Genomic DNA, 15,922 nt, shown 5'->3' with positions numbered 1-15,922 from the left:
CCCGCACTTTGCCGCGGCGGGCCATCGAGCCCCTACGGGCGGATCAATGGGCGGGGTCAATCGGCATGGGGTCCGCACGGAGCAGCCGGCGGACCTGTACTACGTAGAGGACTCCTGCCCACCAGTACAGCGTTGTACCCCATACGGCGAACGCCCATCCGAAAATAGCACCGAGTGACGAGAGCCATCCACTCCCGTCACTGATGAGGAGCAGCGGGAACGCGTACATCAGGTTGAAGGTGGCGGCCTTACCCAGGAAGTTCACCTGTGGGGGCGGATAGCCGTGGCGCCTGAGGATGGCCACCATCACCAGCAGGACGAGCTCTCGCGCCAGAAGTGCAGCGGTCAACCAGATGGGCAGAATCTCCCGCCAGGTGAGACCGACCAAAGTCGAGAGAATGTAGAGCCGGTCGGCCGCGGGGTCGAGGAGCCGGCCGAGGCTGCTGATCTGGTTCCAACGGCGCGCGAGTTTGCCGTCCAGGTAGTCACTGATCCCGCTCAGCATCAGCACCAGAAGCGCCCAGGTGTCACTCTTGGGGCCACCGAACTCGGGCCTGAGGATCAGCCACAGGAAGAGCGGCACACCAAGGAGCCGCGCCATGCTGAGGATATTGGGGATGGTGAGCACCCGGTCCGTCTGGACGCGGGTCTCCTGGACCTCCACCCGGGAGCCTCCTGTGGGAAATGTGCCGACGATGCCCCCTGACCCTACCTCAACGCAAAAAAGCTCTGGTTCCTGGGCTGCATGCCCAAGAACCAGAGCTTTAAAAGGAGTTCGGCGGTGTCCTACTCTCCCACAGGGTCCCCCCTGCAGTACCATCGGCGCTGTGAGGCTTAGCTTCCGGGTTCGGAATGTAACCGGGCGTTTCCCTCACGCTATGACCACCGAAACACTATGAAACAGACAACCGCACCGTTGTGTGGCACAACGGGGTTGTTCGTGGTTTCAGAACCAACACAGTGGACGCGAGCAACTGAGGACAAGCCCTCGGCCTATTAGTACCGGTCACCTCCACACCTTACGGTGCTTCCAGATCCGGCCTATCAACCCAGTCGTCTACTGGGAGCCTTAACCCCTCAAAGGGGGTGGGAATACTCATCTCGAAGCAGGCTTCCCGCTTAGATGCTTTCAGCGGTTATCCCTCCCGAACGTAGCCAACCAGCCATGCCCTTGGCAGGACAACTGGCACACCAGAGGTTCGTCCGTCCCGGTCCTCTCGTACTAGGGACAGCCCTTCTCAATATTCCTGCGCGCGCAGCGGATAGGGACCGAACTGTCTCACGACGTTCTAAACCCAGCTCGCGTACCGCTTTAATGGGCGAACAGCCCAACCCTTGGGACCGACTCCAGCCCCAGGATGCGACGAGCCGACATCGAGGTGCCAAACCATCCCGTCGATATGGACTCTTGGGGAAGATCAGCCTGTTATCCCCGGGGTACCTTTTATCCGTTGAGCGACGGCGCTTCCACAAGCCACCGCCGGATCACTAGTCCCGACTTTCGTCCCTGCTCGACCCGTCGGTCTCACAGTCAAGCTCCCTTGTGCACTTACACTCAACACCTGATTGCCAACCAGGCTGAGGGAACCTTTGGGCGCCTCCGTTACTCTTTAGGAGGCAACCGCCCCAGTTAAACTACCCATCAGACACTGTCCCTGATCCGGATCACGGACCCAGGTTAGACATCCAGCACGACCAGACTGGTATTTCAACGACGACTCCACCTGAACTGGCGTCCAAGCTTCACAGTCTCCCAGCTATCCTACACAAGCCGAACCGAACACCAATATCAAACTGTAGTAAAGGTCCCGGGGTCTTTCCGTCCTGCTGCGCGAAACGAGCATCTTTACTCGTAGTGCAATTTCACCGGGCCTATGGTTGAGACAGTCGAGAAGTCGTTACGCCATTCGTGCAGGTCGGAACTTACCCGACAAGGAATTTCGCTACCTTAGGATGGTTATAGTTACCACCGCCGTTTACTGGCGCTTAAGTTCTCAGCTTCGCACGCCCGAAAGCGCACTAACCGGTCCCCTTAACGTTCCAGCACCGGGCAGGCGTCAGTCCGTATACATCGCCTTACGGCTTCGCACGGACCTGTGTTTTTAGTAAACAGTCGCTTCTCGCTGGTCTCTGCGGCCACCCCCAGCTCACCGAGTAAATCGGATCACCAGTGATGGCCCCCTTCTCCCGAAGTTACGGGGGCATTTTGCCGAGTTCCTTAACCATAGTTCACCCGAACGCCTCGGTATTCTCTACCTGACCACCTGAGTCGGTTTAGGGTACGGGCCGCCATGAAACTCGCTAGAGGCTTTTCTCGACAGCATAGGATCATCCACTTCACCACAATCGGCTCGGCATCAGGTCTCAGACTATGTGCTGTCCGGATTTACCTAGACAACGTCCTACACCCTTACCCCGGGACAACCACCGCCCGGGATGGACTACCTTCCTGCGTCACCCCATCACTCACCTACTGCAGGTCTGGTCCGTCGGCTCCACCACTTTCCTTTCCCCGAAGGGTCCGGAACGGCTTCACGGACTTAGCATCGCCTGGTTCAATGTTTGACGCTTCACAGCGGGTACCGGAATATCAACCGGTTATCCATCGACTACGCCTGTCGGCCTCGCCTTAGGTCCCGACTTACCCTGGGCAGATCAGCTTGACCCAGGAACCCTTAGTCAATCGGCGCACACGTTTCTCACGTGTGTATCGCTACTCATGCCTGCATTCTCACTCGTGAACCGTCCACCACTGCCTTCCGGCGCGGCTTCACCCGGCACACGACGCTCCCCTACCCATCCATACTCCCGTTGGGGATATGTGTATGAATGACACGACTTCGGCGGTACGCTTGAGCCCCGCTACATTGTCGGCGCGGAATCACTAGACCAGTGAGCTATTACGCACTCTTTCAAGGGTGGCTGCTTCTAAGCCAACCTCCTGGTTGTCTGTGCGACTCCACATCCTTTCCCACTTAGCGTACGCTTAGGGGCCTTAGTCGATGCTCTGGGCTGTTTCCCTCTCGACCATGGAGCTTATCCCCCACAGTCTCACTGCCGTGCTCTCACTTACCGGCATTCGGAGTTTGGCTAAGGTCAGTAACCCGGTAGGGCCCATCGCCTATCCAGTGCTCTACCTCCGGCAAGAAACACACGACGCTGCACCTAAATGCATTTCGGGGAGAACCAGCTATCACGGAGTTTGATTGGCCTTTCACCCCTAACCACAGGTCATCCCCCAGGTTTTCAACCCTGGTGGGTTCGGTCCTCCACGAAGTCTTACCTCCGCTTCAACCTGCCCATGGCTAGATCACTCCGCTTCGGGTCTTGAGCGCGCTACTATATCGCCCTGTTCGGACTCGCTTTCGCTACGGCTTCCCCACACGGGTTAACCTCGCAACACACCGCAAACTCGCAGGCTCATTCTTCAAAAGGCACGCAGTCACGACGCATTGAGTAAACTCAATGCGCGACGCTCCCACGGCTTGTAGGCACACGGTTTCAGGTACTATTTCACTCCGCTCCCGCGGTACTTTTCACCATTCCCTCACGGTACTATCCGCTATCGGTCACCAGGGAATATTTAGGCTTAGCGGGTGGTCCCGCCAGATTCACACGGGATTTCTCGGGCCCCGTGCTACTTGGGTGTCTCTCAAACGAGCCGTTGACGTTTCGACTACGGGGGTCTTACCCTCTACGCCGGACCTTTCGCATGTCCTTCGCCTACATCAACGGTTTCTGACTCGCCTCACAGCCGGCAGACTGTGAAAGAGAGATCCCACAACCCCGCATACGCAACCCCTGCCGGGTCTCACACGTATACGGTTTGGCCTCATCCGGTTTCGCTCGCCACTACTCCCGGAATCACGGTTGTTTTCTCTTCCTGCGGGTACTGAGATGTTTCACTTCCCCGCGTTCCCTCCACATACCCTATGTGTTCAGGTATGGGTGACAGCCCATGACGACTGCCGGGTTTCCCCATTCGGAAACCCCCGGATCAAAGCCTGGTTGACGACTCCCCGGGGACTATCGTGGCCTCCCACGTCCTTCATCGGTTCCTGGTGCCAAGGCATCCACCGTGCGCCCTTAAAAACTTGGCCACAGATGCTCGCGTCCACTGTGCAGTTCTCAAACAACGACCAACCACCCGTCACAACCCGCCGAAGCAGATTTTCACCGGGGCCGGCACTGAAGGCAGCCAACAATCGGCCGTACCCTCAGATACCCAACAGCGTGCCCGACCGCATCCCGTCCGAAGATCATGCTTTCCACACTCTTGCGAGCAGTACTTGCAGCCTCCGACCCGGAAAACCGGCCGAATAATCAACGTTCCACCCATGAGCAACCACCGTCGAACGTATGCCGACGTAATGGCCCTGGACCACCAGACAATGCCTGGCGGCCTAGATGCTCCTTAGAAAGGAGGTGATCCAGCCGCACCTTCCGGTACGGCTACCTTGTTACGACTTCGTCCCAATCGCCAGTCCCACCTTCGACAGCTCCCTCCCACAAGGGGTTGGGCCACCGGCTTCGGGTGTTACCGACTTTCGTGACGTGACGGGCGGTGTGTACAAGGCCCGGGAACGTATTCACCGCAGCAATGCTGATCTGCGATTACTAGCAACTCCGACTTCATGGGGTCGAGTTGCAGACCCCAATCCGAACTGAGACAGGCTTTTTGAGATTCGCTCCACCTCACGGTATCGCAGCTCATTGTACCTGCCATTGTAGCACGTGTGCAGCCCAAGACATAAGGGGCATGATGACTTGACGTCGTCCCCACCTTCCTCCGAGTTGACCCCGGCAGTCTCCTGTGAGTCCCCATCACCCCGAAGGGCATGCTGGCAACACAGAACAAGGGTTGCGCTCGTTGCGGGACTTAACCCAACATCTCACGACACGAGCTGACGACAGCCATGCACCACCTGTCACCCGACCACAAGGGGGGCACCATCTCTGATGCTTTCCGGGCGATGTCAAGCCTTGGTAAGGTTCTTCGCGTTGCGTCGAATTAAGCCACATGCTCCGCTGCTTGTGCGGGCCCCCGTCAATTCCTTTGAGTTTTAGCCTTGCGGCCGTACTCCCCAGGCGGGGAACTTAATGCGTTAGCTGCGGCACCGACGACGTGGAATGTCGCCAACACCTAGTTCCCACCGTTTACGGCGTGGACTACCAGGGTATCTAATCCTGTTCGCTCCCCACGCTTTCGCTCCTCAGCGTCAGTAATGGCCCAGAGATCCGCCTTCGCCACCGGTGTTCCTCCTGATATCTGCGCATTTCACCGCTACACCAGGAATTCCGATCTCCCCTACCACACTCTAGCCTGCCCGTATCGACTGCAGACCCGGGGTTAAGCCCCGGGCTTTCACAACCGACGCGACAAGCCGCCTACGAGCTCTTTACGCCCAATAATTCCGGACAACGCTTGCGCCCTACGTATTACCGCGGCTGCTGGCACGTAGTTAGCCGGCGCTTCTTCTGCAGGTACCGTCACTTTCGCTTCTTCCCTGCTGAAAGAGGTTTACAACCCGAAGGCCGTCATCCCTCACGCGGCGTCGCTGCATCAGGCTTTCGCCCATTGTGCAATATTCCCCACTGCTGCCTCCCGTAGGAGTCTGGGCCGTGTCTCAGTCCCAGTGTGGCCGGTCGCCCTCTCAGGCCGGCTACCCGTCGTCGCCTTGGTGAGCCATTACCTCACCAACAAGCTGATAGGCCGCGGGCTCATCCTTCACCGCCGGAGCTTTTAACCCCCACAGATGCCTGCAGGAGTATTATCCGGTATTAGACCCCGTTTCCAGGGCTTGTCCCAGAGTGAAGGGCAGATTGCCCACGTGTTACTCACCCGTTCGCCACTAATCCCCACCGAAGTGGTTCATCGTTCGACTTGCATGTGTTAAGCACGCCGCCAGCGTTCGTCCTGAGCCAGGATCAAACTCTCCGTGAATGTTGTCCCGTAATCGGGATGACACCACGAGAGCGGAACAGCCAGGCGGAATAAGCCCGGCCGTTCACAGCGTCCTCGCTGTGTTTACTTCAAAGGAACCACGCCCCGACCAGACGGCCGGAGACGGGGTATCAACATATCTGGCGTTGATTTTTGGCACGCTGTTGAGTTCTCAAGGAACGGACGCTTCCTTTGTACTCACCCGAGACACTGTCTCGCGGCTTTCCTCCGGGCGCTTCCCTTCGGTGTTCCAAACTCTATCAGTGTTTTTCCGGCCCCCTGACCACCATCCTGCGAGCATGCAGAAAGTGACCCCGAGATAGGATCTGACAAATTTGGGTGCTGCTGAGCAAGGACGCTCTGGAGCGCCGCTCGGCCTCAAGCAGGAGTACGACTGTACACGCGGCTCCGAAGGCGGTGCAAATCCATTGGGGTTGTGGTCTAGACCACTTACTGGGATCATCAGTCGGAACCGTCACTCGATGTGACATAGCCTGCTGCACAGTGCGCCGTCCGGCACAGGCAGCGACGGCCCCTATGACTCTCCACCCCTGGGAGGTTTCCCATGACCACCGTGACGTCCCCGCTTGCCGGACGCGCCATCGGCCTTGCCGCTGTGCCGGATCCGGTCTTCTCCGGCGCCATGGTCGGCCCCGGCACAGCCATCGACCCCGTGCGTGAGCCCTCCGAGGCTGTTTCGCCCGTGGACGGAGTGATCGTTTCTCTCCATCCGCACGCCTTCGTCGTCGTCGACGACAAGGGGCACGGTGTGCTCACCCACCTGGGTATCGACACCGTGCAGCTCAACGGCGAGGGTTTCGAACTGCTCGTGAACAAGGGCGACACCGTGACCCGCGGTCAGAGCGTGGTGCGCTGGGACCCGGCCGCGGTCGAGGCCGCCGGCAAGTCCCCGGTGTGCCCGATCGTGGCACTCGAGGCGACTGCCGATGCCCTCTCCGAGCTCCGCGACAGCGGCGAGGTGAAGGCCGGGGACAGTCTCTTCCTCTGGAAGTGACGTCAGAGCCGTCGTATGACGGCATGTAGGGACAACCACCACAGCGGCGGGACCCGCTGCACTATCGGAGACGGGTGAGATGGAGACAACGCTGCGAGGCGTCGGCGTGAGCCACGGTGTGGCGATCGGCGAGGTTCGGCACATGGGAACGGCGGTGCTCGAGCCGCCTGCCAAGCAGATTCCGGCCGAGGACGCGGAGCGTGAGCAGGGGCGCGCCCGCAAGGCGGTGGAAGCGGTCGCGGCCGACCTGATCGCCCGCGGCAATCTGGCGGGTGGTGAGGCCCAGGCGGTGCTCGAGGCGCAGGCCATGATGGCCCAGGACCCCGAGTTGATGGCGGACGTGGATCGGCGTATCGCTGTGGGAAGCACGGCCGAGCGGGCGGTGTACGACGCGCTGGCCGCGTACCGCGCCCTGCTGGCGGGTGCCGGTGAGTACCTCGCCGGTCGCGTGGCCGATCTCGACGACGTGCGGAATCGTATCGTCGCCCGGTTGCTCGGGGTGCCGATGCCGGGCGTTCCGGACAGCGACGAACCGTACGTTCTCATCGCTCGTGATCTGGCTCCCGCCGACACGGCGCTGCTGGACCCGACGCTGGTTCTCGGTTTCGTCACCGAGGAGGGCGGCCCCACGAGCCACAGCGCGATTCTGGCGCGGGCGCTCGGTGTGCCCGCGGTGGTGGCGCTGCCGGGTGCGGGTGAGCTCGCCGAGGGCACGATGATCGCCGTGGACGGCAGCTCCGGTGAGATCTTCGTGAATCCCAGCGAGGAGAAGAAGGCGCAGCTGGAAAGCGCGGCCGCGGAGCGCAAGGCCGCCCTGGCCGCCTCGACCGGGCCGGGTGCCACCTCAGACGGTCACAAGGTGCCGTTGCTGGCCAACGTCGGCGGTCCGGCGGACGTGCCGGCCGCGGTCGAGGCCGGCGCCGAGGGTGTCGGTCTCTTCCGCACCGAGTTCCTCTTCCTCGACGACAGCAAGAACGCGCCGTCGGAGGAGAAGCAGGTCGAGGCCTACCGCAAGGTTCTCGAGGCGTTCCCTGAGGGGCGTGTCGTCGTGCGGGTGCTGGACGCGGGTGCGGACAAACCGCTGGAGTTCCTGACGCCCGCCGACGAGCCGAACCCGGCGTTGGGTGTGCGCGGTCTGCGGACGCTGCTCGACCACCCGGAGGTGCTGCGCACCCAGCTGAGCGCGCTCGCCAAGGCGTCAGAGGGGCTGCCGGTTCACCTCGAGGTCATGGCCCCGATGGTGGCCGACCGGGCCGACGCCAAGGCGTTCGCGCAGGCCTGCCGTGAGGCGGGTCTGCACGCGAAGTTCGGCGCGATGGTGGAGATTCCGTCGGCCGCGCTTCGGGCGCGCTCGATTCTGCAGGAGGTCGAGTTCCTGTCGCTCGGCACCAACGACCTCGCGCAGTACACCTTCGCCGCCGACCGTCAGGTGGGTGCGGTGTCCCGTCTGCAGGACCCGTGGCAGCCCGCGCTGCTCGACCTGGTCGCGTTGTCCGCCGACGCGGCGAAGGCCGAGGGCAAGAGCTGTGGGGTCTGCGGCGAGGCCGCGTCCGACCCGCTGCTCGCGTGTGTGCTGACCGGTCTCGGTGTCACCTCTCTTTCCATGGGGGCCGCGTCCATTCCCTATGTGCGGGCGGCGCTGGCGAAGTACACGCTGACGCAGTGCGAGCGGGCGGCGGCTGCCGCGCGAGCGACGGACAGTGCGGAGGAGGCGCGCACCGCGGCTCAGGCCGTGCTGTCCGGCGAGTAGCGGTTCGCGGTCGAGCGGTTGCCGGTCCTCGGGGCGCTCCACTTGCGCGTGGGGCGCCCCTTCGGCATGTCGGCTCTGTGGCCTTTCAGTGCTGGTGGGACGCCGGTCCCGGCGCTCCGAGGTCAGGTGGCACGCAGTAGTCGACGTCCGACTCCGGTGAGATGAGGTCCCCGGAGTCCACGTCGGTGCAGTAGGCGTCGAACACCTCTCCCGCCGTGAGGGGCTCGAGGCTGCCCCGCATGCGCCAGCCGTAGATGCGGTCGGTGGCGCCGGGGGCGCTGGTTCGCATGACCAGTCCTCCTGGACCGCGGATCCCGAGGCCGAGGGCCAGCACGGTGGTGAACTCGAGGGCTTCGGCCTCGTCGAGCTGGGTGACCCCGTCGCTGTCGTCGTCGGCGTGGAGGACGGCTACGAGTGTCTCCGGGGTGCCGGAGACGCTGCAGACGAGGTGTCGGTTGCCGGGCTGAGCCGTCTCCAGGATGCGGACGAGGAGGTCGGAGGCCCGGGCGAAGGCCGCGCGGCCGAAGTCCTCGCCGCAGGAGGCGCAGGCACCGAGTCGGGCCAGGAGTGTGGACGCGTACTCCCAGGTGGCCTGGCGGATGGCCTCGTCGACGAGGTCGGGGACGAGGTCGGAGAGTGGCCGACCGTCGTAGGGGACGGTGGGTCCGGTGGTGGCCAGTTCAGCCGTGAAGCGGGTGCGGCTGGAGGGAATGTCGGGGTCGAGTCCGGAACTCGTGCAGAACTCGGCGTACTCCTGTGGGTCGAACAGGGTCACCGTGGTGTGGCTGCCCTGGGAGGCCCGGGTCCTGAGGAGGGCTTCCACCTGTTGCAGATACGTCGTGTGGTCGTCGAAGGTGAAGCTTCGGTAGCGCCGCATCGCGCGGAAGTCGTGCTCGTCGGTGAGCAGTCCGATGGTGCCGGCGATTTCGCGGCGCAGGACGCGCCGCATGGTCTGGTGGTCGGTGTGCGCCATGGTTCCCCCTGAAAACGGTCGATCAATGCTCACTCACAGTAATCGGCGGCACTGACAACGGCATCGGGGTCAGTGGGTCAGGCGCGCTTGCGGGCCAGTTCCTCGTAGAAGTGCAGCAGGTCGAGGTTGTCGATGGAGCCCGGGTTGACCGCCTTCTCCAGGGGTGTGCCCTGGAGAAGGCGTTTCACCGGAACCTCGATGCGCTTGCCGGTGAGGGTGTGCGGGATACCGGGCACCTCGATGATCTCGTCGGGGATGTGGCGCGGCGAGAGCTGTTCGCGGATGGTCTGCTTGATGCGGGTCAGGAGGGCCTCGTCGAGGGACGCGCCGGGAATCAGGTGTACGAAGAGGGGCATCCAGTAGCCGCCGTCGGCTTGTTCGATGCCGATCACGAGGGATTCCCTGATCTCGGGAAGGCGTTCCACCGCTTCGTAGATGTCGGCCGACCCCATGCGCACACCCTGTCGGTTGAGTGTCGAGTCCGAGCGGCCGTGGATGACCACCGAGCCTCTGGAGGTGACCGTGATCCAGTCGCCGTGGCGCCACACGCCGGGGTAGGTGTCGAAGTAGCTGTCGTGGTAGCGGCTGCCGTCGGGATCGTTCCAGAAGCGGATCGGCATGGACGGCATGGGGTTGGTGACCACGAGTTCGCCGACCTCGTCCACCACGGGCCGGCCGTTCGGGTCCCAGGACTGGAGGTCGGTGCCGAGGCCGGGTGCCTGGAGTTCGCCGATGTGGACGGGCAGGGTCGGTACGGCTCCGGCGAAGCAGGAGCAGACGTCGGTGCCGCCGCTGACGGAGGCGATCCACAGGTCGTCGCGGACCTCGTCGTGCAGCCAGCGGAAGCCGTCGGGTGGCAGCGGCGATCCGGTCGTGGCGACGCACCGGACCCGGGAGAGGTCGAAGTCGTGTGCCGGGCGCACACCCGCCTTGCGGCAGGCCATGACGTATGCGGCCGAGGTGCCGTAGAGGGTGGCCCCGGTGCGTTCGGCGATCCGCCACTGGGCGCCGGTGTCCGGGTAGCCCGGGCTGCCGTCGTAGAGAACGAGCGTCGTCCCGGTGAGGAGGCCGGAGACGAGGAAGTTCCACATCATCCAGCCGGTCGAGGTGTACCAGAAGAAGCGGTCCTCGGGGCCGAGGTCGCAGTGCAGGGCGAGCTGTTTGAGGTGCTCGATCAGAATGCCGCCCTGGGACTGGACGATGGCCTTGGGCAGGCCGGTGGTGCCTGAGGAGTAGAGCACCCACAGGGGGTGGTCGAAGGGCACCTGCTCGAAGACGGGCTCCGTGTCGGCGGCGGTCAGGGCCGACCACTCCACGGCTCCTTCGGGAGCCTCGGTGCCCAGGACAGGGATGTGGACGACGGCGCGCAGGGTGGGCAGTTCGCGGCGGAGTTCGGCGACGGTGTCGCGGCGGTCGTGCTCCTTGCCGCCGTAGCGGTAGCCGTCGACGGTGAACAGGACGACCGGTTCGACCTGCTGGAAGCGGTCGAGGACGCTGCGGGCGCCGAAGTCGGGGGCGCAGGACGTCCAGACGCCGCCGACGGCGGCCGTGGCGAGGAGGGCGACGACGGCCTCGGGGATGTTGGGCAGGTAGCCGCTGACGCGGTCGCCGGGGCGCACTCCCAGCCCGCGCAGTTCGGCGGCCAGGGAGCCGACCTGGCGGCGCAGCTCGGACCAGGTCACCGGGCGTGCCTCGTGCGTCTCGTCGACGTGGAGCAGGGCGGGTGCGTCCGTCCGGGTGGCGGCCGCGCGCAGCGCGTGTTCCGCGTAGTTGAGGGTGGCTCCGGGAAACCACTGGGCGCCGGGCATCGAGCGGTCGCCCAGCACGCGCGCGTAGGGGGTGGAAAACCGTACGTCGAACCATTCCGTGACGGCTTTCCAGAACGTGTCCAGGTGGTCGACGGACCAGCGGTGCAGGGCCGGGTATCCGCCCTCGGAGGGGGCGCCGTGGTGCTCGGCGGCCCAGGCCTGGAATCGGGTGACCTGTGCCTGCGCGATGCGTTCCGGATCTGGCTGCCAGAGCGGCTGGGGGTTCACGGTCGACATGGGGCGGCTCCCGGACTGTGCGCGTGGTGTGCGTCTGGCGCGCACGGGCTGGGGTGTGCGCGTGACGCGGCTGACACGGACGATGCCATGTGATCGACTTCTGCACCAGGGCGGGCCCCACATAGTCCACGTCGTGAAGATGTGGTCCCGGCACGGGTGAACGGAAGTTGAACGACACCCGCGCGTGCGGCGGTCGATGGCAGGGTGAGCAGCATGGACGGTCGTGACCTGGTGCGTTCGGTGAAGGCGGTCGGTTCCGCGGGGGTGAGTCAGGGGTTGCGTACCGTACGGGCCGCGTGGCGGACGAAGCGTGCCGATGCCTCCGGGCTTCCGGCCCGGGGTGCGGAGCGGGCTCGGGTGCCCGGGCCCGTCAGGGACGTCGAACCCGCGCCCGGGGGTGGCATCGTCCGATTCAGCCGGTCCGAGCTGCGGATCGTCGTCGCGGTGAACGGGGCCGTCTTCTGGGGCTGGGACGGAGCGGGCCCGGAACCGTCGTACGCGCTCGCGGGCGGTTGTCCCGAGGCGGATCCGCGCGCGGTTCTGGAGCCGGACAAGGACGGTGGCTGGCGGGTCGTGGCCGAACGGGTGACCGTGGTCGTCTCGCGGCACGGCGCGCTGGAGGTGCGTACGCCCGGCGGTGTGACCCTGCGCCGGGAGCTGCCGCCCCGGTGGTGGGAGCCGGTGGGCGGCGGGGTGGCGCGCTGGATGCAGCGCTCGGAGGTGGCCGCGGACGCCCGGTTCTTCGGGCTCGGGGGGCGTGCCTCCGGCCCGCGGCTCAGGAACGGCACGTACCGGCTGTGGAACTCGGACCCCGGTCGCGCCTTCGGTCCAGACGACGATCCGCTGTACCTCACGATGCCGGTCCAGTTGGTGGTGGCCGACGCGGGCACGCATCTGCTGTTCCACGACACCTCGTGGGACGGCGGGGTGACGCTGCGGGAGGGCGAGGAGGGTGCCGGTTCCGGGCACGACCGGGCCGGGACGTGCGAGCTGCGGATGGACGGCGGCCCGATGCGCTGCTGGGCGGTGGTGGGCACTCCCGCGCGCGTGCTGCATGCCTGGACCTCGCTGACGGGTGCGCCAGCGCTGCCGCCCGTGTGGGCGCTCGGCCACCAGCACGGGCGCCGGGGCTTCGGCACCGAGCAGGAGGTACGGCGGATCGTGACGGGCTACCAGGAGCGCGGCCTGCCGCTCGACGCCGTTCATCTGGACATCGACCACTACGACGCTCACCGGGTGTTCACCGTGGACAAGGAGCGTTTTCCCAAGCTGCCGCAGCTTGCCGCGGACCTGCGGGGGGACGGGATCCGACTGGTGTCGGTCGTCGACGCGGCGGTCGGCGTCGCGCCGGGCGACGACGTGTACGACAGCGGAACGGCCGAGGACGTCTTCGTGCGGGACGCCTCGGGTCGGGTCGTGCGGGGGGTCGGGTGGCCCGGGGAGGTGGTCTTTCCGGACTTCACGCACGCGCGCGTGCGGCGATGGTGGGGCGAGCTGTACGAGGAGCGGCTCACACAGGGGTTCTCGGGCTTCTGGCACGCCAGGAACGAACCCACGTCCTTCACCGCCTTCGGGGAGCCGACATTGCCGCGGTCGGCCCGGCACGGGCTGGAGGGGCGGGGTGGTGATCACCGCGAGGCCCACAACGTCCATGCGCTGTGCATGGCCATGGCGGCCTACGAGGGGCTGCGCGAACTGGCGCCCAAGGAGCGGCCCTTCGTCCTCTCGCGTTCCGGGTGGGCCGGCCTGCAGCGCTACGGGGGTACCTGGTCCGGTGAGGTGGCCACGGGCTGGCCCGGTCTGCGGGCCTCGCTGTCGCTGGTCATGGGGCTGGGGCTGTGCGGGGTGCCGTACTCGGGGCCGGACGTGGGCGGCTTCGACGGGAGTCCGTCCCCGGAGCTGTATCTGCGGTGGTTGCAGCTGGGTGCGTATCTGCCGCTGTTCCGCACGTACGCGCGTGCGCGGGCGGGGCGCAGGGAGCCGTGGGAGTTCGGCGACGAGGTGCTGGCGCACGCGCGCGTGGCGCTCGTCGAGCGTCGGCGGCTGTCGCCGTACCTGCTGACCCTGGCGCATCTGGCCCGGCGCACGGGAGCGCCCTATGTGCGCCCGGTGTGGTGGTCCGCGCCCGAGGACCGTGCGCTGCGTGACTGCGAGGACACGTTCCTGCTGGGCGACTGTCTGCTGGTGGCGCCGGTGCTCGGTCCGGGCGCGGACCGGCGTGCGGTGCAGTTGCCGCGCGGGCGCTGGTACGACACGGCCACCGGGCAGGCGTACGAGGGGCCGGGCCAGGTGCTCGTGGACGCCCCGTTGTCGCGGATTCCGGTGCTCGCGCGCGCGGGCGCCGTCCTCCCCGTGGGCGGGGACGACGGCGGTCTGGAGTTGGAGGTGTGGGCGCCCGCCCGGGGCCGGACCGGAGCGGGTCTGGTGGCGCCGGACGCGGGCGACGGGTGGGACGAGCCGGAGATCGAGCGTTACGTGTCCCGGTGGGAGGGTGACCGGGTGGTCGTCGAGCGGGAGGGTGTGGACGGTCTGAGCGAGCCTCCCTACCCGGTGCGGGTCCGCGGGCGTGGGGAGGGCTGAGCTCAGATGTAGCGGCCCTCGAACCAGGCCCGTGCGGCCAGGGTGTGCAGGGGGAAGGCGAGCTCCTCCGGCCTGCGCAGGAGGTGCCAGCCCTCCGTCTCGTCCGTGGCGGCGGACCTGGGCAGGCTGTCGGCCGGCCGCTCCGGCAGGAGGCCGAACAGCAGGAGGTGCCCGTCCTGCGAGCTCATCGCGTCGATGAGCCGCACGTCGCGGCCTGCCACGTCGATGCCTGTCTCCTCTTTGAGTTCGCGTACGACCGCCTGCCGCCAGTCCTCGCGGTCGTCGATGAAACCGCCGGGCAGGGCGATGCCCCCGCGCGCGGGAGCGATGGTCCGGGTGATGACGACGAGGGCGGTGCCCTGCTCGTCGTACACGGGCTGGAGGGCCACCGCGACCGGGAGCGGGTTGCGGTAGGCGACGGTGTGGCAGGCCGGGCAGGTGCGCGGCCAGCCGGAGGCACCCTCTCCGTAGGGGGCGCCGCAGCTGGAACAGTGCGAACCGGGCTGGGAGTTGGGGGCTGAGTGCTGAGTTTCGGACACGCGGCGGACTGTATCCGATCACGGGAGGCGAGTCCGCCGCAGGCGTCTCAGTCGGTGCTGACCAGCGACTTCGAGGACACGGGGAAGTCGAAGTAGGTGTCCGGGTACGGCTCCGGTTTGAAGGTGTAGTGCCACCACTCCTCGGCCAGGTTCACGAAGCCGAGGTCCTCGAGGGTGCTTTTGAGCAGCAGTCGGTTGTCCCGCTGCCGGCCCTCGACGCGCGGGTCGAGGGTGTGCGCGAGGGTGTCGAAGCAGTCGAAGCCGGTGCCCATGTCGACGGAGTTGTCCGGGAAACGCTGGTCCTGGGATGCGTAGCAGGGTACGAGGGGCTCTCCGGGGTGGTACGGCCGGGTCGGTCGCGCCGGCAGCCGCACGATGGTGAGGTCCATCGTCGAGCCGCGGCTGTGGCCGGACTTCTCGGCGATGTAACCGTCCTCGAACAGGCGGGTCTTGTCGACGTTCGGGTAGAACTCGCTCTTCATGACCTGGTCGTCGAGGTCCTCGGCCCAGCGGACGAAGTGGTTCACGGCGCGTTGGGGCCGGTAGCAGTCGTACACCTTGAGGCTGTAGCCCTCACGCAGCAGTTTCACCTGGGCCTGGTGGAGGGCCTCGGCGGCGGGTCGGGTGAGGATGCAGAGGGGCTGCAGGTAGCCGTCGATGCGCTCGCCGACGAAGTTGTGCGAGGTGAAGTAGCGCATCTCCTGAAGGATGGTGGGGTCCACGGTTCGCAGCGCCACGAAGTTCGCGGGTGCCGTGGTGTCGGTCGCCGCCCGGGCGGTGGGGGAGGCGACGGTCACGGCCAGCAGGGTGGCGAGCGCGGTGAGCAGTCCGCGCACCGCTCGGGAGAGTCGTGTCATGTCTCCTGCGTCTATCAGGCGCGCGGTCCATCGGGGAAGGGATGCGATGCCGTCGGGTCACGATCGGCTCGCATCGACGGAAGGACGGCCGGAACCACCCCCGTGGGCCCCGGCCGCCCCTCCCGATAACACGACGCCGGAACCGCCGGTCCGGTTCTGCGGGACGCCCTGCCTCTTTCCGGCCAACCGTGCCACACTTCTGACGTTCCGTCAGATCTG

The 15,922-nt window shown here is 65.7% G+C and carries 8 protein-coding genes and 3 rRNA genes; 3 read left to right on the top strand and 8 right to left on the bottom strand.

Annotation, left to right across the window (positions count from 1 at the left end; genetic code table 11):
* Positions 1 to 43: 43 nt before the first annotated feature.
* The 4 genes from OG985_RS37775 to OG985_RS37760 form a co-directional block, all read right to left on the bottom strand.
* On the bottom strand, positions 44 to 664 hold the full coding sequence (locus tag OG985_RS37775) for a CDP-alcohol phosphatidyltransferase family protein (protein WP_371672868.1): 621 nt from the start codon (positions 662 to 664) through the stop codon (positions 44 to 46).
* 109 nt (positions 665 to 773) lie between these two features.
* Positions 774 to 890, bottom strand: a 5S ribosomal RNA gene (rrf, locus tag OG985_RS37770).
* An 86-nt stretch (positions 891 to 976) separates the two neighbouring features.
* Positions 977 to 4,100 (bottom strand): 23S ribosomal RNA (locus OG985_RS37765).
* 318 nt (positions 4,101 to 4,418) lie between these two features.
* Positions 4,419 to 5,944 (bottom strand): 16S ribosomal RNA (locus tag OG985_RS37760).
* The 16S, 23S and 5S rRNA genes sit together here, the layout of an rRNA operon.
* 565 nt (positions 5,945 to 6,509) lie before the next feature.
* On the opposite strand from OG985_RS37760, the gene OG985_RS37755 reads away from it, so the two are divergent.
* Together OG985_RS37755 and ptsP are read left to right on the top strand one after the other, a co-directional pair.
* Entirely contained in the window at positions 6,510 to 6,959 is a 450-nt protein-coding gene (locus OG985_RS37755) for a PTS glucose transporter subunit IIA (RefSeq protein ID WP_371672867.1), read from the top strand.
* A 79-nt stretch (positions 6,960 to 7,038) separates the two neighbouring features.
* Entirely contained in the window at positions 7,039 to 8,709 is a 1,671-nt protein-coding gene (gene ptsP, locus OG985_RS37750; RefSeq protein ID WP_371672866.1) for a phosphoenolpyruvate--protein phosphotransferase, read from the top strand.
* 85 nt (positions 8,710 to 8,794) lie between these two features.
* Here ptsP and OG985_RS37745 read toward each other — a convergent pair whose 3' ends face one another.
* Positions 8,795 to 9,682: a hypothetical protein gene (locus OG985_RS37745; protein ID WP_371672865.1), complete on the bottom strand. Its 888-nt coding sequence runs from the start codon at positions 9,680 to 9,682 to the stop codon at positions 8,795 to 8,797.
* A 77-nt stretch (positions 9,683 to 9,759) separates the two neighbouring features.
* Entirely contained in the window at positions 9,760 to 11,727 is a 1,968-nt protein-coding gene (locus OG985_RS37740) for an acetoacetate--CoA ligase (protein WP_371672864.1), read from the bottom strand.
* Positions 11,728 to 11,940: 213 nt separating this feature from the next.
* On the opposite strand from OG985_RS37740, the gene OG985_RS37735 reads away from it, so the two are divergent.
* A complete protein-coding gene (locus OG985_RS37735; RefSeq protein ID WP_371672862.1) occupies positions 11,941 to 14,307 on the top strand; it encodes a TIM-barrel domain-containing protein in 2,367 nt (788 codons plus the stop codon).
* A 2-nt stretch (positions 14,308 to 14,309) separates the two neighbouring features.
* Here OG985_RS37735 and OG985_RS37730 read toward each other — a convergent pair whose 3' ends face one another.
* Complete coding sequence (locus OG985_RS37730; protein ID WP_371672861.1) at positions 14,310 to 14,846, bottom strand: NUDIX domain-containing protein; 537 nt, start codon at positions 14,844 to 14,846, stop codon at positions 14,310 to 14,312.
* Between the two features lie 47 nt (positions 14,847 to 14,893).
* Complete coding sequence (locus OG985_RS37725; RefSeq protein ID WP_371672860.1) at positions 14,894 to 15,703, bottom strand: M15 family metallopeptidase; 810 nt, start codon at positions 15,701 to 15,703, stop codon at positions 14,894 to 14,896.
* Positions 15,704 to 15,922 lie beyond the last annotated feature (219 nt).

The organism is Streptomyces sp. NBC_00289 (assembly GCF_041435115.1).
Taxonomy (GTDB): domain Bacteria; phylum Actinomycetota; class Actinomycetes; order Streptomycetales; family Streptomycetaceae; genus Streptomyces.
This window is presented reverse-complemented; position numbering and strand designations above follow the sequence as displayed.